Origin of the sequence: Vibrio chemaguriensis, assembly GCF_012275705.1 — a bacterium.
In the GTDB taxonomy this organism is placed as follows: Bacteria; Pseudomonadota; Gammaproteobacteria; order Enterobacterales; family Vibrionaceae; genus Vibrio; species Vibrio diabolicus.
This window is the reverse complement of record NZ_SHOE01000027.1, coordinates 1-24,453: the sequence shown is the minus strand read 5'-3', so window position 1 is coordinate 24,453 and position 24,453 is coordinate 1. Positions and strand designations below refer to the sequence as shown.

21 protein-coding genes and 1 pseudogene are annotated in these 24,453 nt (G+C 47.8%); 13 read left to right on the top strand and 9 right to left on the bottom strand.

Translation table 11 applies throughout. The features are described from left to right. Window positions 1-8: 8 nt before the first annotated feature. The 3 genes from EX191_RS19640 to EX191_RS19630 all read left to right on the top strand — a co-directional run bounded on the left by EX191_RS19640 (window position 9) and on the right by EX191_RS19630 (window position 1,946). Entirely contained in the window at window positions 9-944 is a 936-nt protein-coding gene (locus tag EX191_RS19640; RefSeq protein WP_048624586.1) for a LysR family transcriptional regulator, read from the top strand. Window positions 945-1,215: 271 nt separating this feature from the next. Beyond that, window positions 1,216-1,620: an SMR family transporter gene (locus EX191_RS19635; RefSeq protein ID WP_193448315.1), complete on the top strand. Its 405-nt coding sequence runs from the start codon at window positions 1,216-1,218 to the stop codon at window positions 1,618-1,620. Further along, window positions 1,617-1,946 (top strand): SMR family transporter, encoded by a 330-nt coding sequence (locus tag EX191_RS19630; protein ID WP_053807555.1) that lies wholly within the window; start codon window positions 1,617-1,619, stop codon window positions 1,944-1,946. The genes EX191_RS19635 and EX191_RS19630 overlap by 4 nt, the downstream gene beginning before the upstream one ends. A gap of 74 nt (window positions 1,947-2,020) precedes the next feature. Here EX191_RS19630 and edd read toward each other — a convergent pair whose 3' ends face one another. Then, window positions 2,021-3,817: a phosphogluconate dehydratase gene (edd, locus tag EX191_RS19625; protein ID WP_193448314.1), complete on the bottom strand. Its 1,797-nt coding sequence runs from the start codon at window positions 3,815-3,817 to the stop codon at window positions 2,021-2,023. Next, window positions 3,817-4,341, bottom strand: a complete 525-nt coding sequence (locus tag EX191_RS19620; RefSeq protein WP_193448313.1) for a gluconokinase — start codon at window positions 4,339-4,341, stop codon at window positions 3,817-3,819. Before EX191_RS19620 ends, edd begins: the two co-directional genes overlap by 1 nt. 153 nt (window positions 4,342-4,494) lie before the next feature. Here EX191_RS19620 and EX191_RS19615 point away from each other — a divergent pair, with 153 nt between their 5' ends. Both EX191_RS19615 and EX191_RS19610 read left to right on the top strand, forming a co-directional pair. Beyond that, window positions 4,495-5,871 carry a GntP family permease gene (locus tag EX191_RS19615; protein WP_005478622.1) on the top strand — a complete coding sequence of 459 codons (1,377 nt, stop codon included), beginning with the start codon at window positions 4,495-4,497 and terminating at the stop codon, window positions 5,869-5,871. Between the two features lie 9 nt (window positions 5,872-5,880). Then, on the top strand, window positions 5,881-6,492 hold the full coding sequence (locus tag EX191_RS19610; protein ID WP_005379148.1) for a bifunctional 4-hydroxy-2-oxoglutarate aldolase/2-dehydro-3-deoxy-phosphogluconate aldolase: 612 nt from the start codon (window positions 5,881-5,883) through the stop codon (window positions 6,490-6,492). Window positions 6,493-6,597: 105 nt separating this feature from the next. Here EX191_RS19610 and xapA read toward each other — a convergent pair whose 3' ends face one another. Continuing rightward, on the bottom strand, window positions 6,598-7,422 hold the full coding sequence (xapA, locus tag EX191_RS19605; protein WP_193448312.1) for a xanthosine phosphorylase: 825 nt from the start codon (window positions 7,420-7,422) through the stop codon (window positions 6,598-6,600). A 121-nt stretch (window positions 7,423-7,543) separates the two neighbouring features. Between xapA and EX191_RS19600 the strand changes: the two genes are divergently transcribed. Beyond that, on the top strand, window positions 7,544-8,449 hold the full coding sequence (locus EX191_RS19600) for a LysR family transcriptional regulator (protein ID WP_031849948.1): 906 nt from the start codon (window positions 7,544-7,546) through the stop codon (window positions 8,447-8,449). 80 nt (window positions 8,450-8,529) lie between these two features. On the opposite strand, the gene gorA is transcribed toward EX191_RS19600, so the two are convergent. Both gorA and EX191_RS19590 read right to left on the bottom strand, forming a co-directional pair. Further along, window positions 8,530-9,885 carry a glutathione-disulfide reductase gene (gorA, locus tag EX191_RS19595; RefSeq protein ID WP_005379157.1) on the bottom strand — a complete coding sequence of 452 codons (1,356 nt, stop codon included), beginning with the start codon at window positions 9,883-9,885 and terminating at the stop codon, window positions 8,530-8,532. Window positions 9,886-10,144: 259 nt separating this feature from the next. Next, entirely contained in the window at window positions 10,145-10,984 is an 840-nt protein-coding gene (locus EX191_RS19590) for a 23S rRNA (adenine(2030)-N(6))-methyltransferase RlmJ (RefSeq protein WP_012841238.1), read from the bottom strand. Window positions 10,985-11,379: 395 nt separating this feature from the next. Here EX191_RS19590 and prlC point away from each other — a divergent pair, with 395 nt between their 5' ends. Next, a complete protein-coding gene (gene prlC, locus EX191_RS19585) occupies window positions 11,380-13,422 on the top strand; it encodes an oligopeptidase A (protein ID WP_193448311.1) in 2,043 nt (680 codons plus the stop codon). 75 nt (window positions 13,423-13,497) lie between these two features. Here prlC and asnC read toward each other — a convergent pair whose 3' ends face one another. Then, window positions 13,498-13,962 (bottom strand): transcriptional regulator AsnC, encoded by a 465-nt coding sequence (gene asnC / locus EX191_RS19580; RefSeq protein ID WP_005394393.1) that lies wholly within the window; start codon window positions 13,960-13,962, stop codon window positions 13,498-13,500. Window positions 13,963-14,075: 113 nt separating this feature from the next. Between asnC and EX191_RS19575 the strand changes: the two are divergent. From EX191_RS19575 to EX191_RS19565, 3 genes and pseudogenes are all read left to right on the top strand, one after another. Beyond that, window positions 14,076-17,200 (top strand): annotated as a pseudogene (locus EX191_RS19575) (EAL domain-containing protein). Between the two features lie 90 nt (window positions 17,201-17,290). Continuing rightward, entirely contained in the window at window positions 17,291-18,070 is a 780-nt protein-coding gene (locus EX191_RS19570) for a class I SAM-dependent methyltransferase (RefSeq protein ID WP_047009367.1), read from the top strand. Between the two features lie 186 nt (window positions 18,071-18,256). Beyond that, window positions 18,257-18,829, top strand: a complete 573-nt coding sequence (locus EX191_RS19565) for a hypothetical protein (RefSeq protein WP_193448310.1) — start codon at window positions 18,257-18,259, stop codon at window positions 18,827-18,829. A 71-nt stretch (window positions 18,830-18,900) separates the two neighbouring features. On the opposite strand, the gene EX191_RS19560 is transcribed toward EX191_RS19565, so the two are convergent. Both EX191_RS19560 and uspA read right to left on the bottom strand, forming a co-directional pair. Beyond that, a complete protein-coding gene (locus EX191_RS19560; protein ID WP_193448309.1) occupies window positions 18,901-19,779 on the bottom strand; it encodes a DMT family transporter in 879 nt (292 codons plus the stop codon). 64 nt (window positions 19,780-19,843) lie between these two features. Continuing rightward, window positions 19,844-20,269, bottom strand: coding sequence for a universal stress protein UspA (uspA, locus tag EX191_RS19555; RefSeq protein ID WP_005379165.1), 426 nt, complete (start codon window positions 20,267-20,269; stop codon window positions 19,844-19,846). Between the two features lie 281 nt (window positions 20,270-20,550). Between uspA and ftnA the strand changes: the two genes are divergently transcribed. The 3 genes from ftnA (at window position 20,551) to EX191_RS19540 (ending at window position 22,867) form a co-directional block, all read left to right on the top strand. After that, window positions 20,551-21,078: a non-heme ferritin gene (ftnA, locus tag EX191_RS19550; RefSeq protein WP_005379167.1), complete on the top strand. Its 528-nt coding sequence runs from the start codon at window positions 20,551-20,553 to the stop codon at window positions 21,076-21,078. A 91-nt stretch (window positions 21,079-21,169) separates the two neighbouring features. Further along, window positions 21,170-21,493, top strand: a complete 324-nt coding sequence (gene uspB, locus EX191_RS19545; protein ID WP_005394407.1) for a universal stress protein UspB — start codon at window positions 21,170-21,172, stop codon at window positions 21,491-21,493. 180 nt (window positions 21,494-21,673) lie between these two features. Continuing rightward, the gene (locus EX191_RS19540) at window positions 21,674-22,867 is read left to right on the top strand and encodes a BaiN/RdsA family NAD(P)/FAD-dependent oxidoreductase (protein ID WP_006741765.1); all 1,194 of its coding nucleotides are present in this window, start codon (window positions 21,674-21,676) and stop codon (window positions 22,865-22,867) included. A 95-nt stretch (window positions 22,868-22,962) separates the two neighbouring features. Here EX191_RS19540 and EX191_RS19535 read toward each other — a convergent pair whose 3' ends face one another. After that, a complete protein-coding gene (locus tag EX191_RS19535; protein WP_193448308.1) occupies window positions 22,963-24,306 on the bottom strand; it encodes a sigma-54 interaction domain-containing protein in 1,344 nt (447 codons plus the stop codon). Window positions 24,307-24,453 lie beyond the last annotated feature (147 nt).

Below are 24,453 nucleotides of genomic sequence, written 5' to 3'. Positions count from 1 at the left end.
GTTAGGGTATGGCACATCAGCTGGATGCATTGGATCTCAACTTAATGCGTTTATTAAAGGCCGTGGTGGAAAACCGCAGCATCAAGCTGGCCGCGATGCAGCTGGGCATTTCTCAACCGAGCGCCAGTCGCGGTGTGATGAAGCTCAAACAAGTGTTTGATGACCCGCTGTTTGTGCGTAAAGCGCATGGAGTTGAGCCGTCACCGATGGCGATACGTCTCGCCGCCGAGTTCGACAACATGATTGCACCACTGGAAAAAGTGGTGCAAGAGTTTGAAGTGTTCGACCCACTGCAATACCAAGGGCAGATCGCGATTGTGACCGACCCTTATTTGATGGATGAGCAAGGGCAGCGATTGCTAACTGGCTGCCATCGAGCCTTTCCCAAAGCGCACTTTGCTTTTTCCAGTTGGAACAGTTACTCGCACGATGAAATGTTAGAGGGTGAGCACGATTACTGCATTCTAGACCAAGAGACCGAGCTGTCGAAAGACATTTATATGCGTCCGTTGTTTGTTGAAAAACGGGTGATTTTGGCACGTAAAAACCACCCGACTTTATCGAAAGTCAGTAATGATTGGGACACGGTGTCCAAACTGCCTCTGGTGTCTCTGCCTGCGCCCGCTTCGTATAAACCACTTTGTACCGTGGAGTCTGAGTATCGCCGCATGGGCTATGAGCCTGTGGTGTTATTGAAATCCTATAATTTGCGCGTGGCTTGCCAAATGCTGCAAGAAACCGACGCGATTATGTATGCCAGTCAAAGCTCAGCAGTATTGATGCCGGAGCTGGACTCTTACGCGATGCCTTTGGTCAACCGTGAGTTTAGCCAGTTTGTCGTCTCTGGCGGTTTCTTACAAACCAATCGCAACCATCCTTTGCACCGACACTTACATAAAGTGGTACGCCAAACCCTGAAGACGCCATTAATTTTCGCACAGTGATGACTGGTTATTGTATCGCGTCACCGAGATTCTCTGCATAAGATAACCATGAAGAAAATGTGTGATTGCATAGACAACTCGATCCTATAGATATTCAAAAATGAATATCTCAATTACCTGTCTCTTTTTCCTGCTCAGCGCTAACCTTAGCTCAAATAGTCAGGAGAAGTGGCTCATTTTTATCTTTTTAACTTTTTGAATGTCGATACAGATGCGTGACATTCACCATTCTCCGTTATGCAGTTTTTTAATTTCTGATGGAGGATTCATCATGCTAGTTGCACGTCTATTTTTATTGCTCGCCATCGTTGCCGAAGTAGCAGGCACCAGCACCATGTCTTTTATCGGACAAGGTCATGGATGGTTGGGCTACATCGTAATGTATGTGCTGATCGCAATCTCTTACTACTTTCTCGCGTTTGCCGCGAAGAAAATATCGATCGGTGTGGCATACGCTGTCTGGGAAGGGTTGGGTATCTCATTGATCACGGTCGTTTCGATCGTGTTGTTTGATTCTGACTTAAATACCCAAGAGCTGCTTGGTTTGATGTTAGCTGTCATCGGCATCGTTTGTGTGACTTTAGGGGAGTCACACGGTCAATCTAACACCAAGAAAAACGCCGATAAACTGGCAAAAGAACGTTCATTTTCTACAAGTGTAAGGTGTGAATCATGAGTCAATTTTTTACGATGTCATTTGGATTTGTCGTGATGGCTGCCTTGGTCGATATCGTGGCGAACATGGCGCTCACACGTTCTCACGGCTTTAAATACAAAGGCTGGGGCATTACCGCTATTGTGTTGGTGCTGGCTGCGTTCACGCTGTTGGCGCAAGCGGTGAAAGAGATCGACTTAGCTATTGCTTACGCCTCTTGGGGCGCGATCGGTATCTTGGGTACCGCAGTGGGTGGTGCCTTGCTGTTTAAGCAGAAGCTCAAGCCAATCGGTTGGTTTGGTATCTTTGTGGTGATTGCTGCTGTCGTGGTGATGAAAACCGCTTAATCAAGCGAAACAAAAACAACGAAGACAAATACAAAGAGCGGAGTATTAAACTCCGCTCTTTTTGTTTTTCTGGCTTACACAATGAAGCTTGCGCCTTCTTCTGCGCTAGAGACGTTTTGGCGGATCACGCTAAACAAGCCTCGTCCCCAAGTTTGTTGGGTCGATTCGGTATCGAAATGAATCAACTCGCGACCAGTGGTGTCGCTTAAGTTGTTAAGTTCACCCGTTTGGCAATCCAGGCGAATCAAATCACCGTTGCGCACTAAACCAATCGCGCCGCCACGAATGGCTTCTGGAGAAACATGAATCGCAGACGGAATTTTACCTGACGCGCCAGATAAACGACCGTCAGTAACCAGCGCCACTTTAAAGCCCGCTTTTTGCACGTTACCTAAAATTGGCATCAGCTTGTGCAGTTCAGGCATGCCGTTTGCCGCTGGGCCGTTGTGTGTGACCACAACGATGCAATCTTTGTTCAGCTCACCACGTTTGTACGCGGCTTCCACTTCGTGTTGGCATTGGAATACGATCGCTGGTGCAACAATCACGCGTTGCTCTTCTTTCACCGCAGACACTTTCACCACGGCTTTACCCAAGTTGCCAGTCAGTACGCGAGTGCCGCCGGTGTTTTGGAAAGTGGCGTCTGGTTTGGCGATCACGTCACCGTCTTGGCTGCCTTGGCACGGTGTCCAAGTCAGTTGGCCATCGACAAGGCTCGGCAGCGTCATTTGGTCTTCAAATTCACCAAACACGGGTTTCACATCGCGATGCAAAAGCTCGGATTCGTTCAAGCGGTGCAATAACGCAGGCACGCCACCCGCGTCTTGGAACGCGTTCATATCGGCTGGGCCGTTCGGGTAAACGCGAGCTAACAAAGGAACCACATCCGACAGATCGCTGATGTCTTGCCACGTGAGCAAGATGCCCGCAGCACGCGCCACGGCGATCATATGAATGGTGTGATTGGTGCTGCCACCCGATGCCAACAGCGCAATAATACCGTTGATCAGGCTCTTTTCGGTGACGACTTCAGACAATGGACGGAAGTTTGCAGAACCCGCCGTCATTGAGGCGATTTTCAGAGCCGCGTGATCGGTTAACGCTTTACGCAGTTGGGTATGGGGATGGATGAATGCCGAACCTGGCAGCATCAAGCCCATGGCTTCGAACACCAACTGGTTGGTGTTGGCTGTGCCGTAAAACGTACACGTCCCCGCAGAGTGGTAAGCGCGACACTCCATATCCAGCAGAGCGTCTTTGCCGACTTCACCTGCTGCGTATTTTTGGCGCACGTCGACTTTCTCTTCATTGCTGATGCCTGTTGCCATCAGACCCGCTGGTACAAACGCAGTCGGTAGGTGCGCGTAAGACAGTGCGCCCATCAGTTGCCCCGGGGCAATTTTGTCACAGATGCCAAGCAGTAATGTGGCATCAAAGACATTGTGGCTCAAAGACAACGCCGTTGATTGCGCAATTAAGTCACGCGAAAACAGCGACATATCCATGCCGGCTTGACCTTGAGTCACCCCATCGCACATCGCTGGCACACAACCTGCGACTTGCGCTGTATGGCCGTAGTCCGCCAGCACTTGTTTGATTTGCGTTGGGTAGTCTTGGTACGGCTGGTGGGCGCTCAACATGTCGTTGTAAGCGCTGATCAGCGCGACATTGGCATGAGTAAAATCGAGAATATTTTTCTTTTCAGAAGAGCAAGAAGCGGCGACTGCATGGGCTAAGTTACCACAAGATAAACCAACACGGCCTTTGCCAGCTTCGGCTTGCACTTCGGTGCGAGCAAGAAACGCAGCGCGCGCTTCACGGCTGCGCTTGGTCAAACGTTGTGTGACCTCAAGAACAACAGAGTGAGTCATTACGCCACCTCGATCGCTTGCACTTTGATTAGCTCAGCGGCAGAGCGTTCCACCACGTCGCTGATGTCTCCGTCGATACTGACGATCAGAGTTTGAGGCTCGTTGTCTGGGCGCTCTAGCGTCTCGAATTGGCTCTTCACCATGTTTTCTTTCATGAAGTGGCCTTTACGCATACGCATGCGATTAAGGATCAACTCCATATCGCCATCAAGGAACAGGAAGGTCACGTTGTCGTTGCCTTCGCGGATCTGATCGCGGTAAATCTTTTTCAGTGCTGAACAAACAATAATGCCGTGTTCGTTTTTGCTTTCTAGGCTGTACGCCGCATCACGAATGCGTTCTAGCCATGGCTTGCGATCATCATCGTTCAGAGGTTGGCCCGATGCCATTTTCTGAATGTTCGCTCGTGGATGAAGATCATCACCATCAATGAATTTACGCCCTAGCTTTTTCGCTAGATGCTCACCAATTGTGCTTTTACCACTAGCACAAACGCCCATAACGATGACACTACTACCAGCCATAACTTATCCTCATAACCAAATTTGCGCGTGATCTCAATTTTTGAATTCACTTTAAAATATGGGTTTATCTTATTCATGTTATCGGTAACATGTTACCGGTAACTGAAATAAATGTGAACCATAACACAAACAATAATTCTTAAAGGTGAACCTATGGAGCAATTAACCCAAGCCCCAGATCCTACGTTCCTACTGACGATTGCAGGCCTTGCCATTGCAGCGTTACTCGTTCTGATCATTAAACTGAAAGTCCATGCTTTTGCTTCCCTTACTATGGTGAGTTTAGGCACAGCAATCGCCACTGGCGTTCCTTCTGAGAAAGTCGTATCGACCATGATGGGCGGCTTCGGCGGCACACTGGCTTCCGTGGCATTACTGGTTGGTCTTGGTGCGATGATCGGTAAAATTCTTGAAGTGACTGGCGGTGCGAAAGTGCTGGCAGACACTTTGATTGGTCGCTTTGGTAAAGAGCGCGCACCATTTGCTTTGGGCGTCGCTTCATTACTGTTTGGCTTCCCAATCTTCTTCGATGCTGGCCTTGTAGTGATGATGCCAATCATCCTAAGTGTGGCGGCTCGTTTTGGTGGCTCACCAATTAAATACGCGTTGCCTGCTGCCGGTGCTTTCGCGGTTATGCACGCGTTTGTTCCACCACACCCAGGTCCGGTTGCAGCGGCAGAATTCCTTGGCGCAAACATCGGTCTGTTATTGGTGGTGGGTATTCTGGTGGCTATTCCCACTTGGTACCTTGGCGCTTACTTATTTGGCTTGTACGCGGGCAAAAAATTCGATATTCCACTATCTAAAGCCTTCTTTAATGGCGAAGCGATGGTGGATGAGCGCAACGCACCAAAATTTGGCACGGTTATGACCATCCTTGTGCTGCCAGTCCTGCTAATCTGTTTGGATACGGTATTGAACACACTGGCGGTTGCAGGTTTGATTGATGGCAAAACGGCACTAGTTGAGTTCCTACGTATGCTAGGTAAAACCCCAGTCGCGTTGCTGATTACTTTGATTGTCTGTCTGGCTGTGTTTGCCAAAGACTACGGCATGGCAAAACTAGAAAAATTATGTGGTGAGTCATTGGCTCCAATCTGTGGTGTTATCCTAGTAACGGGCGCAGGTGGCATGTTTGGCGGCGTACTGCGCTCAAGTGGTATCGGTGATGCACTGGCTGACGTTCTTACAGACACAGGTATGCCTGTGATTGTGGCGGCGTTTGTGATTTCAACCTGTCTGCGTGTTGCTCAAGGCTCGGCAACCGTAGCGCTAACTACTACGGCGGCTCTTATCGCGCCAGTTGTGGCAGCATCAACAGGTTTGAGTGAACTAGACCTTTGCTTTATCGTAATCGCGATTGCGGGTGGTGCAACGGTACTGTCTCACTTCAATGACTCTGGTTTCTGGTTGGTTTCTCGTCTGCTTGAGATGGATGAGAAAACCACATTAAAAACTTGGACGGTAATGGAAACGTTACTTGGCGGTATCGCGTTTATTATCGTCGCAACATTAAGCTTTATTCTTTAGAGGTTCCCCATGACAACACTTGAACAACGATTAAGAGAAATCAAAATCGTCCCAGTTATCGCAATCAACGACGTAGCACACGCTCTGCCACTGGCAAAAGTGTTGGTAGAAAACGGTTTACCATGTGCGGAAGTGACATTCCGCACCGAAGCGGCGGCGGAGTCGATTCGCATCATGCGTGAAGCGTACCCAGAACTGTTGATTGGCGCGGGCACCGTTCTGACCACAGAACAAGTGGATATCGCAATCGAAGCGGGCGTGGACTTTATCGTTAGCCCAGGTTTCAACCCAACCACAGTGAAATACTGTCAGCAACGTGGCGTGACTATCGTACCAGGTGTAAACAACCCAAGCTTGGTTGAGCAAGCGATGGAAATGGGTCTGCGTACGTTGAAGTTCTTCCCTGCTGAGCCATCAGGCGGCGTAAGCATGCTGAAAGCACTCACGGCGGTTTACCCAGTGGAATTCATGCCAACAGGTGGCGTAAGCCCATCCAACGTGGAAGATTACCTAGCGCTGAAATCGGTTGTTGCTTGTGGCGGTACGTGGATGGTGCCAACTGCAATGATGGACAACGGCGATTGGGAAGGTATTGCTGAATTGGTTCGCGCAGTTAAGTAAAACGCACAAACGGCTCCGAAATACCCCAGAACGTTAGAAAACGTGATACGAAAAAGGGTCATCAAGTTACTTGATGACCCTTTTGCTTTTTGGAATGAAACGGCTTTAGAAGTGATGCTTCATAAAGCGCTTAATAAAGCGAATGAAATCTGCTTCGGCTAGCTTCGCGCACTTCAATGTTTGGGCGTGAGACAATGCTACATCTCCCAAGCCTTCTGCCATGTTGGTGATCGCACACACTGCCAATACGGGTAAGCCGCAATGCGCCGCAGAAATCACTTCTGGCACGACCGACATGCCCACCACATCACCACCGATGATTTGCATCATGCGGATTTCGGCTGCGGTCTCAAAGTTGGGGCCTGTGTAAGAGACAAACACACCTTCATTCAGGTGAATGCCATTGGCTTTGCCGACTTCAAACGCTTCTGCGCGCAGGTCTTTGTCGTACGCATTGGCGAGGCTGAAGAACCTCGGGCCGTACTCTTCATCATTCGGACCGATCATTGGAGATTCAGGCATGGTATTGATGTGGTCATGAAATACCACCAGAGAACCGACGTCGATGCGTTCAGGGCGAAGTGAGCCTGCCGCGTTGGTGACGAGCAGAAACTCACAGCCCAGCTTTTTAAAGGTGCGCACGGGCGTTGTCATGACCTTCATTGAGCCGTGTTCGTAGTAGTGACCGCGACCTTTCATGCACACTACGTCTACGCCGCCCATGGTACCAAGCACCAACTCACCAGAGTGGCCTTGCACGGTGCTAACCGGAAACCCTTCGAGCTCTTCGTATGGAATGACCACTTTGTCTTGTAGTTCGTCTGCCAATACGCCTAAGCCAGAGCCTAAAATAAACGCCGCTTTAGGTTGGAAGTTTGGTTTGCGTTCGCGAATGGTTTGTAGTGCGCCGATTACTGGATCGTGATTCATGTTAGTCACCTTCTGGTTGTGTGTTGATTCCATTGTGTGACTTTCTGCGCTAGTTATCTTTGCTTTATTCGCTACTATCATCCTTAAAAAGAGGATGATGAAATTCGCTAGGACTCAATGTATGAAGTTAGAACCATTTGAGCGCGTGACGCTGAAGATGCTGCGTTACTTTTACGAGGTCGCACAAACCAAGCATTTCACTAAGGCGGCCGAGAACCTCAATATCACCAATTCGCCGTTGAGCAATCGCATCAAAGAGTTGGAAGAAGTGCTTAACGTCAAACTGTTTGAGCGTGATTCAAGAAACGTCATGCTAACGGAGGCCGGACGATTGTTGGAGTCCAAATGCCAACTGATTTTTCAGACCTTGGATGTCTCGCTCAATCAAGTGCAGCAAGTGGGGTTGAACCAGAGAAACATCCTGCGAGTCGGTGTGGTAAGTAGCGCATTTTGGGGCGGATTTGATCGTCTGTTACAGCGCTTCCATGCTGAGCATGACACTTATCACGCCGACATTTTTGACCTCAACCCAGAGACGCAAAAGAAGCATCTGAGCGAGAAGAAAATCGATGTGGGTATTGTGCGTTTTGCCGATGCACTCAACATTTATCCGTATCAGTCGGTGTCTTTGGGCAAAGATGTGTTTGTGGTGGCGGTGTCGGAGCAACATGAGTTAGCCAGCAAATCTTTGCTGCGGCTCCAAGATTTAAAGACGTGTGAGTTTGCGTTTATGAGTTTGGCGAATTCTGCCTCGGCAAACTTCATCATCAATGCCTGTCTGCAAGAAGGCTTTTCACCCCATATTGGCAAACAAGTGGTGGAGCCAAGCACCTTGATGGCGTATGTAGCAAACAGCAACACCGTGACGTTGGTGCCGTCGACGTTTTCTCAGCATCATTGGCATGGGATTCGTTTTATCAAGCTGAAAGAGTCACTGCGTGCAGACTTGTGTCTGATTCATGACGGTAAGCAGGAGAGTGCTATCAAAGCCGAGTTTATTCGCACGTTATTGGAGAATGCGAGTTAAGCATGGGCAAACAAAAAAGGTCACCCTAAGGTGACCTTTTCGAATGATTCGCTGAAATCAGCAATGCGATTAGCGCGCAATTAACGCATCGTTACGAATTCTTCTGAGCCCGTTGGGTGGATAGCCACAACAGAGTCGAAGTCTGCTTTGGTTGCGCCCATCTTCATTGCTACGCCGAAGCCTTGGATCATTTCATCTACCGTGAAACCGATGCCGTGCAGACCAACAACCGTTTCTTCTTCGCCCGCACATACAAGCTTCATCTTACATGGTTGACGGTGCTTAGTAACGGCGGTGTACATCGCAGTAAAGCCAGATGTGTAGACTTTGATGTTGTCTTTGCCGTACTTCTCTTCCGCTTCTTGCGTTGTAAGACCGATAGTGCCGATTGGTGGGTGGCTAAATACCACAGTTGGAACTAAATCGTAGTCCATCTTCGCGTTTGGTTTATTGTTGAACAAACGCTCAGAAAGTTGACGACCCGCTTTCACTGCTACTGGTGTTAGCTCGATACCGCCTTCCATGATGTCACCCACACAGTAGATGCCTTTCACGTTGGTTTCTTGGTATTCGTCTACCTTGATGTAGCCTTTTTCGTTCGTTGCCACGCCGGTTGACGCTAGGTTGATTGCGTCTGTCGCTGGGTGACGGCCGATTGCCCAAATCAGTTGGTCAACGTTTTGGCTCTCACCGTTTTCTAGGTGCAGAGTTAGGCTGCCATCGGCTTCTTTTACCACTTCTTTTGGTACAGAGTGGGTGTGCAGCTTTGGACCTTCTGCGTCCATCACTTCAACCAACGTATCGATGATCATTGGATCGAAGCTACGCAGTGGTGACTCTTTACGTACGAACAGGTGCGTTTCTGTACCTAGCGCGTGCAGTACGCCAGCAATTTCAACTGCGATGTAGCCAGCGCCCACAACCGCAACGCGTTTTGGTTGCTCTGCTAGGTCGAAGAAGCCGTTTGAATCGATGCCGTATTCAGCGCCTGGAATGTTTGGAATAGTAGGACGACCACCAACCGCGATCAGAATGTGATCCGCAGTATAATGTTCACCGTTTACTTCTACGGTTTTCTCGTCAACAAACTTAGCAAAGCCTTTAATTACGTTTACTTTGTTGTTGCCAAGAACGCGATCGTAAGATTGGTGAATACGACCAATGTACGCCTGACGGCTCTCAACCAGTTTGCTCCAGTCGAAACCTTTCACGTCGACATCAAAACCGTAATCTTCTGCGTACAGGTTCATTGCTTCTGCGATTTGTGCGCCGTGCCACATCACTTTCTTCGGTACACAACCTACGTTGACACAGGTACCTCCGAGATCTTGAGCTTCGATTAGCGCAACTTTCGCGCCGTACATCGCCGCACGGTTTGCAGATGCGATGCCGCCACTGCCGCCACCGATACAGATATAGTCAAAATGAGTCGCCATTACTTTCTCCAAGAGCTTATAAATTTTATCTGGTACATAGATAGATTGGGATGACCTTGCCCGAACTCAATGCCACCGTTATCCCACTATCATAAATCGAATGTAACGAATTCCTAAATGGGAAAAAGCGACATTACTTATGACAAATAGCGATGAGAGGCACAAAAAGAAGAATAAGCGCGATGAGAGGGCAAAGTTGAGAGTATAAAAAAGCGCAACGAAAATGTCGTTGCGCTGAGTGGTTTCGGTGCAGATGAGCTTACTCTGGCACAATCCAGTCCACTTTCCAGTGGCCGGTGGCTGGTGCGATCGCGTCTTGCAGGAATGGCAGAATCTCTTTCATCTGGCTTTCCAGTTTCCACGGCGGGTTAATCACAATCATGCCGGATGCCGTCATGCCGCGCTCGTTGGTATCGGGTGCGACACCTAACTCGATTTGCAGAATTTTACGAATGCCCAGTGCTTCCAGGCCTTCGATCATATCTTCGATGTCGTGACGGTTTACCACTGGGTACCAAATCGCGTAGATACCGGTTGCCCAACGCTTATGGCTCTGATGAATCGCGCGCACTACATCGCGGTACTCTTTCGCGAGTTCGTATGGTGGGTCAATCAGCACCAAACCACGACGCTCTTGTGGCGGTAAGCTGGCTTTTAGACGCTGGAACCCGTCCTCTTTGAAGATGCTCACTTGGCGATCGCGATGGAATTCTTGCTCCAACAATGGATGATCGGCTGGGTGCAGCTCCGTCAGCACCATGCGATCTTGTGGGCGGACTTGCGCGCGCGCTACACGTGGTGAGCCTGGGTAGTAACGCAGCTTCTCGCCGTTGTTGAGTACTTTGATGGCATCGATGTAGCTTTTGATATCTTCAGGAATGTTTGGGTTATCCCAAATACGAGCGATGCCTTGCTTGTATTCGCCCGTTTTTTCAGACCATTCGTGAGTCAGATCGTAACGGCCCACACCCGAGTGGGTATCGTGATAAACGAATGGCTTATCTTTTTGTTTCAGCGCATCAAGAATGAGGCTTTGAACGATGTGTTTGACCACGTCGGCATGGTTGCCGGCGTGGAAGCTGTGGCGGTAACTTAACAAATTAAACTCTCGAAACACTCTTTGGTTGAGTGTGGTCTGTGATTTTCACTCTATGGCGGTATTATACTCAAGTAACTTAAAGATGTAGAACTTCCAATCAAATCCGTTCCTCTAATAGGGGCTCACTATTGAAATTTCTTTAAGTCACCCACACTTACTATTGGTAATCGAATTGAACTAGGTGAGTTTCTCGTGCTCAAAGAGTGTGAAATCTCATTTAGGTATAACAAGACTCAAGGACAGAGTAGCGCTCGTTGACTATATGGTCATCGCAGCATAGAGAAAGGGAACGGAGCTCCCCCAATCCATGTTGCTGGCTCGTCTGTACATTGAGTTGGCCTATCTACACAAAATAGACAGGCAATCACAGAGTCAAAACACAAAAGGAATTATTCATGTCTAATCCTCTTCTGACGTTTACGGACTTACCTCCGTTTTCTCAAATTAAACCAGAACACATCAAGCCTGCTGTTGAACAAGCGATTGCTGACTGCCGAGCGAAAATCGATGAAGTTCTAAAAGATAATGCTCACCCAACTTGGGACAGTGTGATTGCGCCAATTGAAGAAGCGGATGACCGCTTAAGCCGCATTTGGTCGCCAGTGGGTCACATGAACTCCGTGGTGAACAGCGAAGATCTGCGTGAGGCGTACGAAAGTTGTTTGCCAATTTTGTCAGAGTACGGCACTTGGGTTGGTCAGCACAAAGGCCTGTACGAAGCGTACAAAGCGATTAAAGCCAGTGATGCATTCGAAACGCTGACTCGCGCTCAACAAAAAACCATCACCGATGCGTTACGAGACTTTGAGCTATCGGGTATTGGTTTACCATCCGATGAGCAGCACCGTTACGGCGAAATCAGCAAGCGCATGTCTGAGCTCAGCTCTAAATTCTCTAACAATGTACTGGATGCCACCATGGGTTGGACCAAGCACATCACGGATGAGAAAGACCTTGCTGGCATGCCAGAATCGGCGCTGGCAGCAGCGAAAGCTGCGGCAGAAGCAAAAGAGCTAGATGGTTACCTCATTACGCTGGATATCCCATCTTACCTACCTGTCATGACGTACTGCGACAACCAAGAGTTGCGCAAAGAAGTGTACGAAGCATACGTGACGCGCGCCTCTGATCGCGGTCCAAATGCTGGTAAGTGGGACAACTCAGAAATCATTACTGAGCAACTGAGACTGCGTCACGAAATTTCACGCATGTTGGGTTTCAATACTTACAGCGAGAAATCGTTAGCAACGAAAATGGCCGAAACGCCAGATCAAGTGTTGGGCTTCTTGAATGACCTAGCGACACGTGCGAAACCGCAAGGTGAACGTGAAGTGGAAGAGTTGCGTCAGTTTGCGAAAAGTGAGTTTGGCGTTGAAGAATTGAATGTGTGGGATATCGCTTACTACAGCGAGAAACAAAAGCAGCACTTGTTCCAAATCTCGGATGAAGAACTGCGCCCGTACTTCCCAGAGTCTAAGGTTGTCAGTGGTCTGTTTGAAGTGCTAAACCGCGTGTTTGGCATGACAGTTACTGAGCGCGAAGGCGTGGACACTTGGCACGAATCTGTGCGTTTCTTCGATATCTTTGACGCTGAAGGCGCACTGCGTGGCAGTTTCTACTTAGATCTCTACGCACGTGAGCACAAACGTGGCGGCGCGTGGATGGATGACTGTCGTGGTCGTCGTATTACGCTCTCTGGCGAACTGCAAACGCCGGTGGCTTACCTAACGTGTAACTTCAACCGTCCAGTGGGCGACAAGCCAGCACTGTTTACGCACGATGAAGTTGTGACACTTTTCCATGAATTTGGTCACGGCATCCACCACATGCTGACGCAAGTCGAAACTGGCGCGGTATCAGGCATTAATGGCGTACCTTGGGATGCGGTTGAATTACCAAGTCAGTTCCTGGAAAACTGGTGTTGGGAAGAAGACGCACTGGCGTTCATTTCTGGTCATTATGAGACAGGCGAGCCGTTGCCAAAAGCGATGCTAGATAAGATGCTCGCGGCGAAGAACTTCCAGTCGGCGATGGGCATTTTGCGTCAGTTAGAATTCGGTTTGTTCGACTTTACTCTGCACACCGAATACGACCCAGAAGTGGGTGCACGCGTTTTAGAAACGCTGGCGAAAGTGAAAGAGAAAGTCGCGGTGGTTCCAGCCGTTGAGTGGGCGCGCTTCTCGCACAGCTTTGGGCACATCTTCGCTGGAGGTTACAGCGCGGGTTACTACAGCTATCTGTGGGCGGAAGTGCTGTCGTCAGACGCGTATTCTCGCTTTGAAGAAGAAGGTATCTTCAACAAAGAAACGGGTCAAAGCTTCCTGAACAACATCTTAGAAATGGGTGGCAGTGAAGAGCCTATGGAGCTGTTTAAGCGCTTCCGTGGTCGTGAACCACAAATTGATGCGCTATTGCGCCATTCTGGTATTGCAGCGTAAGCGCACGCTGTCTTTTCAAAAATACTAGGGCCAACCATTCGGTTGGCCTTTTTTTGTCCATTTTTTATAAAAAATTCACGGATTCACACTGCGGTTAATTGGGTTCTGCAGCGATATCAATGTCTCCGTAGACTGAACCTCATCAATGGCTTGCAGCTTATCAATCAGCACAAATTGCAGTTCTTCAATCGATTTGCACATCAATTTGACGAATATGTTATACGCGCCCGTGGTGTAGTAAGCTTCAACGACTTCGTCGAGCGCGTTGAGTTTTTCTAGCGCGGAATGGTAATCGCGAGCTGCGTTTAGGTTAATACCAATGAAGCAGCACACATCGTAGCCGAGCTTTTTGGTATTTACGATCACCTCCGTTCCTTCGATGATGTCAGCCGATTTCATCTTCTCAATACGCACATGGATAGTGGCAGGGCTGACATCGAACTGCTTTGCCATTTCTGCGTAGGGCGTTCTGGCGTCAGCCATCAGTGTTTTTAATATTGCGCGGTCAAGGTCGTCGAGTTTCGGCAGGCTCGCATTCATACTATTATTTCCGTTAGGGATAGAGTTTTACCTCCCTTTTATACTCATAGCGGATAGGATTCACAAGGTTTGGCAGGAGTAACTGCGGGTTAACTCCGAGCTATGGAGATAATGTGCAGCGTTTTCTGGTTATTGTCGCGCTATGTTGGAGCGCGTTTGCCGCGGCCTCAGATCCGAAAGTTTTGGTCGTGCACTCCTATCATCAAGGTTTTTTCTGGACGGATTCCATACAGCGAGGTATCGAGCAGCAATTGGGTGATCGATCGCTGGATATGCGCGTGCTCTATTTAGACTCGAAACGTAACCAGAGTGAGCAGTTTTTCGCTCAGCTTGAATCCTTATATCGTACGAAATTAAGCAAAGAACGATTCGATGCCATTTTAGTGAGTGATAACAACGCGCTTGAACTGATGCAGCGTTTGGCACCAATCATCAAAGACACCCCGGTTATATTTAACGGCATCAACAATTATCATCCTTCTTTGCACCAATCTCTGAATGCAACAGGAGTAACAGAAGATGTCGATTTGGAGGCAAATTTAGCCCTCATAGAGCGCCTACACCCTGATTACACCCAAATTCTTATTGTCAGTGACCATTCCGTAACGGGAGAGGTATTACGCTATCAAATCGACGATTTTGTACATGAACATCCGCAATATCGCGACAAAATTGTGCAAGTTATTCCCGACAGTATCATTGACTTAAAGCAACAAGTGGCGAAGCTGAATAAAGATAAAGTCGTCCTGTTTTGGACCTATTACCGAGATAAACAAGGTGTGGTTGGCAGTGAACGTGACTGGATTGGCGTTAACAGAGCCTCAAATGCGCCGCTGTTTATGGTGCACGACATTGGCTTAGGGCACGGTGCGGTTGGTGGCGTGATCCAAAGTGGTTATCGGCATGGCATAGAGAGCGCTGAGATACTTGAGTTTGTGTTGGATAACCCTGACCAAGCTCTGCCAGCCGTGAAGAAAAGTGATTCTGAAATCAAGCTCGATTATCAAGCTGTAGTGCGCTGGGGGCTGGGTGCTGAGCAAGAGGTCTCTGCGGTATTTTTTAATAAACCGATGAAGTTTTCTGAGCGTTTTGCCAAAGAAATTCGCTTGTTTGGTAGCCTGTTTGTGGTGATGTCGGTGGTCATTTTGTTGATGGGTTACTATTTACAGCGGATGCGTCGCAGCGAGAGTGCCGCGCGAGAAAGCCAAGCCATCTTAGAGTCGATTTTTGATCAGAGCATGCAGTATATGGGCATTTTGGATGCCAACGGTGTACTTAAATCGGGCAACGATCACCTGCAATCTTTGCTGTATTACCAAGGGCTGCGTTTAGACCGACCACTTTGGTTTCATCCCAATTGGAGTGAGAAAGCACAAGCGTTGCTTGAGGCGTATTTCCACGCGCCTCACCATCAAGTGTCGACGTTTGAGGCTGAAATTTGGAGTAAAGAGCACGGTACATTGGTGTTGGAAATTTCACTCAAGCCTTTTCTCAGCAAGTAGGAAATCAAAAGCAATACTTGTTTGAAGCGCGCGATATCACTAGTCGTAAGTTGATGGAAGATAAGCTCTATCAACGCGAATCAACCCTGCGTAACTATTATGAGCAACAGCCCGTCATGATGGTGACACTCGACAGCAATAACCGCATTCAAGAAGTGAATCGATTTGCTCAGCTACTCCTTGGCTACAGACCGATGGACATGCTCGGACACCGCCTAAGGGAGTTTTATTTTGATGACAAGGTACTGTTTCCTCGCCAAGTGCTATTGCAACCCAATCAACAGGTGCATGGGGTCTGGCGACGTGAAGTCGAGTATCGCCATGCAAACGGTCATCGTGTTTGGGTACGCGAGAACATTCGTCCACTGAGTGAATCTGATCAGCTGTTGATTGTGGGCGAAGATATTACAGAAACCAAACAGCTTTCCGAGAAACTGGAATATCAAGCGCGCTATGACTTACTGACAGGGACTTATAACAGAAACCACTTTGAACTAGAGCTCAAGACCGCACTGCGTGAGGTGGACAGCCATCGTCGCGTCCACGCCATGCTGTACCTCGACTTAGATCAGCTAAAAGTCCTCAATGATACGGTTGGGCATGATGCGGGTGACGCGGCGATTCAATTTTGCGCCAGCATGTTAGAGGAAGTGCTGCCATACAATTCCATCTTGGCTCGAATGGGAGGCGATGAGTTTGCGGTACTACTCAAAGATTGCGACGAATACGGCGCCATTAATATCGCCAAACTGATCATCTCGACGTTGAGTGAACATCTCTTTATTTGGGAAGATACACGCTTGTTCATCAGTTGTTCTATTGGTATTCGTATCATCGACCATACGGCAGAGACGCCGCAAATGGTGCACGCTCAAGCAGACTCTGCGTGTCATGCCGCCAAGGAGCAAGGCCGTAACCGCTACAATCTGTTCAGCTTAGATAACGAAGAGCTACAACGTCGCCAGATGGAAATGCAGAGCGTCAATTTGGTGCATGAGGCATTGTCGAATCAGCGTTTAGAGTTGTTTGCTCAACCGATCAAAAGCTTACAACAGCACGATGCTCAGATGTATTTTGAGATTTTAGTGCGCATTCGCAATGGATATGGTGATTATGTTTCTCCTGCATTGTTTATTCCTGCCTCCGAGCGCTACAACATTGCGCATTGGATTGATAAACAGGTCATTACTCAAACACTAGAATGGTTTGAGCAACGCTCGGAGGTGGTTGAAAAACTCGGTCGTTGTTCGATAAACCTTTCAGGTCAATCTATGGGGAATCAAGAGTTTATCGATTTCTTATTGGAGCGATTGGAACGTTCGTCCATGCCGTGTGAAAAAATCTGTCTAGAAATCACCGAGACAGCAGCGATGAGTAATCTTGAGCAAGCCATTGAGCTCTTCACCAAGCTCAAAGCGCTGGGTTGCATGATTGCATTGGATGACTTTGGTTCGGGCTTGTCTTCATTTGGTTACTTAAAGAAACTTCCCGTTGATATCGTGAAAATTGATGGTCTTTTCGTGCGAGATATCAACGTAAATGAAATGGACCGTGTGATGGTTCGCTCGATCAATGATCTGGCAAAACAGCTAGGCAAAGTGACGGTGGCGGAGTTTGTCGAAAACGAACAAGTCATGCAGCATTTGATCGATCTTGGTGTGGATTATGGCCAAGGCTACGGTATTGGGCATCCTCAACCGCTTTCTGAGTTAGTTGAGCGACTGACGGCTGAGTAGTCTTGTCATATCAAGCTCAACCTAGCATTGAGAGGTAACTTAGGTATACACTCAGCGCCAGTTACCGCGATTTTTTATTGGAGCCTCCTTTTGCAACTGCAATTGATCTGTGAAGACCCGTCTCAACAACCTCATCTGGATGAACTGGCTGCGCGCTGGCAGCTTTCTCACACTGACGAGAGCGATTTTGCTTTGGTGCTGACCACCGAGCGTTTAGAGCTGCGTAAAGTGGATGAGCCAAAGTTGGGCGCTATTTTTGTCGATTTAATTGGTGGCGCAGTGGGACATCGCCGAAAATTTGGTGGTGGTAAGGGCCAAGCCATCGCAAAAGCTGCAGGTTTGAACAAAGGGGCAACGCCAACCGTTCTAGACGGCACGGCGGGGCTGGGACGTGACGCATTCGTTTTGGCTTCGCTCGGCTGTAAGGTACAGATGGTGGAGCGACACCCGGTAGTCGCAGCGTTGCTGGATGACGGCTTAGCGCGAGCGAAACAAGACCCTGAAATTGGAACTTGGGTATCAGAGCGTATGTCGCTGATCCATGCCTCCAGTCATGATGCATTGGAACAGCTGGCACAAGATGAAGACTTTGTTCAGCCAGATGTGGTGTATCTCGACCCTATGTATCCGCACCCAGAAAACAAGAAGAAATCGGCGCTCGTAAAAAAAGAGATGCGCGTTTTCCAATCGTTGGTTGGCGCCGATTTGGACGCCGATGGTTTGCTAGATCCTGCCATGGTGTTAGCCACAAAACGCGTGGTGGTGAAGCGCCCAGACTATGCAAACTGGCTGAACGAGCAAAAGCCGACCATGGCGATTGAAACCAAAAAAAATCGCTTTGATGTCTATGTTAAAGCCTCAATGGCATAACTTCCTGACCGCTCAACTTTTCTTGTCACAGTACGGTGTATCGTGCTGTGATCAAGCCTCTCTTTCTGAATCGTTACTGATAGTTTTCTCTTGCTAATTCTCCTCCCTGACTGTATATCTAACTAAGAATTATTATTATTTCACTTGTTGTGATGCGGTCGATAATTGGGAAGCTGGAGTAGTAGAATGGCTAAACGCTTATGTAAAATGAGTCGTAAACAGATCGCGGCGGAGCTTGGCGACATCCATCGTTTAGTTGTCGCACCAAAGTTTGTTTGTCGCTCTTGCGCACGCTCTTCGGCGGCCAAAGATACCCTGTGTAAGCCAGCCGCTATTCCGCCGCAAAAATGCCAAGGCAAGCCATTGAACGAGCAACAATCATGTGGCTTATTGGCTGAAGCGCTGCCAGTACAACCGATTCCTATGACAACAAAACAAAGCAACGAAAAAGCAGCGATTGTGAAGCGTGTTGTTGAGCGCGTGAAAGAGAAAAAGCAAGCCGAAAAATCCCTGGAGCCAGTAAGAACCGACGCACCAGTATGGTTTGATTTAGCGGATAAAAAATCGCTTAAGAAAGCGAAAAAAGCACTGAAAAAGCATTATAAGCAGCAGAAGAAGTTGTTAAAAGTAGCGAAAAAACAACAAAAGTTACTTAAGCGTCAGCGCAAGCTTGAAGCGCGCAATGCGAAGCTAGAGGTGTTGCTATCAACGCCACCTAATGCGTTGATGAGCACAAGCTCGCAAGTCAAAGTGCATTAATCTAATCCAAAAAACGCTCTCCAGTTGGAGAGCGTTTTTTATTGTCGGTATGTGTGTTGGGAGCGGTCGCTTTACTTCTTGGCGTAGCTCATTTCGACGCGCTTTTTCACCCAGGTTTCGTTAATCCATAGCGATAGCATGATGATCGCACCGCCAATGGCGAGTCGCATGACATCAACATCGCGGTTCCAAATCACAATGTTCACAATCAAACCTGCTGGCACTAACGCGTTGTTCATTACTGCAAGTGCTCCTGCGTTTACCATGGTTGCGCCTTTGTTCCACGCGAAGTAACCAAAACCGGAAGCAATTAAACCAAGGTACGTCAGAATGCCCCATTGCGTTGCGGTGGTGGGTAGTTTGTCGAGGTTGCCCATCAGAGCGAAAGCCACGGTTGCTACACAAAGCGCACTTAAGTAGAAGTAACCAAACACGGTGTGTTGTGGCAAATCAACCGGCTCACTTTCCATGATGTATTTGTAGCCTACCTGACCAATGGCAAAACAGAGGTTTGCTCCTTGTACGACCAAAAAGCCCAGCAGGAAGTCTTCATTAATGCCTGCAAACTTAATCCAGGCTGCGCCAAATACAGCAATCGCCGCGGTAACCAAATACCAAGGTGAAAAGCGACCTTTCAAGAAGTCATAGATCAGCGTGACGTAAATGGGTGTGAATACGGTGAACAGCAATACTTCTGGCACGGAAAGGAGCAAAAAAGATTGGTAGTAGAAGCAGTACATCAGACCAAGCTGAAAGCCACCGACCGTCATCAGTTTCGCGATTAAGGATTTGCTAACGCCACGGAATTTTAAAAAGGGAATGAAAACCAGACTCGCCAGTGCCACGCGCATGAACACCGAGAACCAAGAATCAACCTGACCAGCGAGGTAAACGCCGATCAGGCTAAATGAGAATGCCCAAAGTAGGGTAACTGCGGATAGATAAGCCATGGATGAGAATCTTTATCAACAACAAATGTGCCCGCAGTCTAACCAAGTTTTAACGTCGCGCCAATCAGTCTTTTAGCGGTACGACCAGCATATCGACTGGAGAGCAGTTAATCAGTTGTCGAGTCGAAGACAGAATCTTGCTCCAGAAATCTTGGTGATGACCACAAACCACCAAATCGATACTGTAGTCTTGAATGGTATCGCACAGCTCATTACTCAAATCGCCACTACCGACCAACGTATGGGCTATTGGGTATTGCGCATATTCTGCGAAATTCGCCAATTGTGTGCGCGACGCTTCCATTGCTTGATGTTGCGCTTCTGCCATATTGATGTCGATAAGCCCGGTGTAGAGCTCTGCGTAGTTCACGTCGATGTGAATAAAAGAGACTTTCGCATCCAGAGGTTTAGCCAGTGATACGGCTTTTTTAATCAACACTTTACTGTCGTCTGACAGGTCGACTGCCACAAGTATGTGTTTGTAACTCATATTGCTATCTCCTTGTAAGGTCATAGTTTTAGATTAGCACTAACCCCCAAAAAAATTTGCTGAAGTGATCTCATATCAGTGTCGTAGGTACAAAGTCTTGTCTCAGTAATCATGTTATAGTGGCGTTATACCCAAGTGACTTTGAGATGCGGAGTTCAGCGCTCCGTTACTGACTATAGTTCAAGTAAAACCTTGCCTCTGATGTAGAGCAAGTCAATCTCGCGGCGTCGTTTATCTCGAGGTTACTTGGGTATATTGCATGCACATTAATAGGAGTTAACATGCTGTCTCAAACTATGGTCGAACAATTGAATGAGCAAATTAACCTAGAATTTTTCTCATCCAATCTATACTTACAAATGAGTGCTTGGTGTGAAGACAAAGGTTTTGAAGGTGCGGCTGAATTTTTACGCGCTCACGCCGTAGAAGAAATGGAGCACATGCAACGCCTATTCACCTACGTAAGTGAAACTGGCTCAATGCCAATTTTGGGCGCTATTGATGCACCAAAGCATGATTTTGCTAGCTTAGGTGATGTTTTCCGCGAGACCTTCGAACATGAGCAAATGATCACGGAAAAAATCAATAAGTTGGCACATGTTGCATTTACTAGCCAAGACTACTCAACGTTTAACTTCCTACAGTGGTACGTGTCTGAACAGCACGAAGAAGAGAAGTTGTTTAAAGGGATTTTAGATAAGATCGAATTAGTAGGTGAAGATGGTAAAGCATTGTTCTTCATCGACAAAGATCTAGCACAAATGGCGAAAGAAGGTTCATCTTCAATCATGGATGCTCCAGCTGCGTAAACGCGTTTTTTGACGCTATAAGTAGCGGGTAAAGACGAAGCATTGATCGTCTTTTTCTCTTGAGCATTGTTGAAGATGTAGGGAGGAAAAGATGATCAGTGGAGACACAATCTTATTTGCGCTAATGGTGGTAACTGGAGTCAACATGATCCGGTATCTCACCGCTCTTCGTTCTCTAATTTACATCATGCGTGAAGCGCATCCGTTGTTATATCAGCAAGTTGATGGCAATGGCTTTTTTACCACCCATGGAAATGTCACCAAACAGGTGCGTTTGTTCCACTACATCAAAAGTAAAGAATATCACCATCACCACGATGAGATTTTTACTGGTAAGTGCGAAAGGGTGCGTGAGCTATTTGTTTTATCGACCGCTTTGCTCGGTGTTACCCTACTCGCGGCCTTCATTCTTTAAAGAATCAATAATCTAGCGAGTTAATCTCCTAGGATTGTACGGGTATGCATAGCGCTTACCGTTTAAGCGCTTTTCCCCTTCGAGATTTGTCGGTAGAATGTCGCGCCTAGAAAGCAAGGATGTGCAATGTGCACATCCTTTTTTATTTCGATTCGATCCCAATCAGTCTAAGAGCTACCGATGAGTAAGAAATTTGATGTTGTTGTAATTGGCGCAGGTGCAGCGGGTTTGATGTGTGCTGCAGAAGCCGGCAAGCGAGGCCGCCGTGTTTTGGTGCTCGATCATGCTAAAAAGCCAGGACGTAAAATCCTTATCTCAGGCGGTGGCCGTTGTAACTTCACTAATTACGACGTCTCAGCCAGCAACTACCTATGCCAAAACCCGCATTTCGTTAAGTCGGCGCTTTCTCAATACACCAACTGGGATTTTATCTCGATGGTGTGTAAGCATGGTATTGAATTTGAAGAGCGCGATCACGGTCAGCTGTTTTGTGTCGATGCGTTTACGGCGAAAGACATCGTGAAGATGCTGCTGGCTGAATGTGATATGCCGAATATCGAGCAGCGTTACCAATGCGATGTTCACTCAATTGAGAAAATCGATGAAGGCTTTCGTTTGCATGCTGGCACTGAGATTGTTGAGTGTGAGTCTTTAGTTATCGCAACAGGTGGCTTGTCGATGCCAAAACTGGGGGCGACACCATTTGGCTATAAAGTCGCGGAACAATTTGGTCTTCGAGTTATCCCAACTACGGCAGGGCTGGTGCCATTTACGTTGCATAAAGAAGACAAAGAAGATTTTGCTGAGTTATCTGGTATCGCGGTACCTGCGGAAATTACAGCTGAAGATGGCACCATGTTCAAAGAAGCCCTGTTGTTCACACATCGTGGTTTATCTGGCCCAGCCGTTTTACAGATTTCATCATTCTGGCGAGCGGGGCAAAAGGTGTCGATTAATCTGGTGCCAAACGATGATGTTGCCGAGTTATTAGAACGCAGCCGTGAAAAGCATCCGAATCAGTCGCTCAAAAATACGCTCGCTAAAGTGCTACCAAAGCGCTTGGTTGAAGTCTTGATTGAACGTAAAGAGCTGGTCGATAAACCGTTAAAGCAGTTCAATCAAAAGGAGCTTGCGGCGATTGTGGCGCGTTTAGAACATTGGGATATCGCCCCGAATGGCACTGAAGGCTACCGAACCGCGGAAGTGACACTCGGCGGTGTGGATACCGATCACTTATCTTCGAAAACCATGGAATGCAAAGACATCAAAGGGCTGTACTTCATTGGCGAAGTGATGGATGTGACTGGCTGGTTAGGGGGCTATAATTTTCAGTGGTGCTGGTCGAGCGGCTTTGTCGCGGGTCAGTGGGTGTAATCAAGCGCTATACATCCGCATAAAAGATAAGATAAAAAGAGCACTGAATCGTATTCCGTGCTCTTTTTATATTCTTATTGTATTCCCACAGCGAGTTACTCGTCTTGATACTTTTCGAGTTTGTTGTAGAGCGTTTTAACGCTAATGCCTAACTCCTGCGCTGATTCCGTTTTATTGCCTTGATTCTCTTCAAGGGTATTGAGAATAGCGGCTTTTTCTAGCTCTTCTAGCGAAACGCCCGCCGGAACAAGGTCTTCGATGCTGGTGCCTGTTTCCAATGGTGGTGTGTCGAAGATCAGGTGTTCATCTCGGATGGTGTCATCAGCCAAAATAAATGCACGCTCGATCGTGTGTTTGAGCTCACGGACATTACCTGGCCAGTCGTGTGCAGCGATTTTTTGGATCGCAGAGTCAAGAATCGTTTTGGTTTTTGCCTCATTGGCGTTGCGGTGCGCAATAAAGTGCTTGGCCAGACCGACGATATCACCGCCTCGCTCTCGCAGTGGCGGTATCGTTAATGGGAAATGCGATAACCGGAAAAACAGATCTTCACGCAGGAACTGCTCCTCAATGGCGATTTTAGGATCACGGTTTGTAGCAGCAATGATGCGAGTGTTGGCGATATGCACCGTATTACTACCTACTGGGCGATACTCTCCGGTTTCCAACACACGCAATAGCTTCACTTGATGCTCGATAGGCATCTCGGTGATTTCATCTAAAAACAGCGTGCCGCCTTCTGCCTGTTTAAATACACCTTGGTGAGTTTTATTCGCTCCGGTAAAGGCGCCTTTTTCATGGCCAAACAGTTCACTATCGACCAACTCTGGGCTAATCGCACCACAGTTAATCGCGATAAAGGGTTGTTGCTTGCGATCACTAGCTAAATGAATGGTCTGTGCGACTAACTCTTTACCCGAGCCGCTTTCACCGACAATGAGGACGTTGGCTTCTGTTTTTGCGACGCGTCGGATCATGCGATAGAGCTGATGCATTGGCGATGAGGACCCCACCAAAAGGCCAAATTGGTCGAGATCGCTAGTGGACACTTTACGTCCTTGATCTTGTTTTTGCTGATAGTACTGGCTGACTTCGCTTAGGGTGTCCGTCAAAATGGCAATATCGACGGGTTTTCTGTAGTGAAAAATTGCACCTAAGTTCATTAGCTTATCCAAATTTTCGTTTGGAGCACCAGAGCTAATGATGATCAAGTCCATATCGTAGATGTCTTCGATATTAGAAAGGCGCTGGTAATCTGCGCTAGTAAAGTGGGCGACTTCAACAATCGCAACTTCCGGTTTGAGTTGTAGGAAATCTTCAATCCAACTATCTGCGGCATCGGTATTATGCAGACGAAATTTGTTCAGTTCCTGGCAAGAGGCAATAGCATCTTTAAGTGTCGGGTCTTGTATTCGTAGAAACAGGCTTGGCAACGACATAGAAATGTCCTCTTTACTATGACAGAAACAATGTACGTGGATTATTCTAAGTGCACAAGACAAAATATTGTCAGCAGAGATTTAAGGGTCTGTAGGCTATTTTAATTTTGTTGATCCTCTCTTGGTACTGTCTCTTATACACATCTC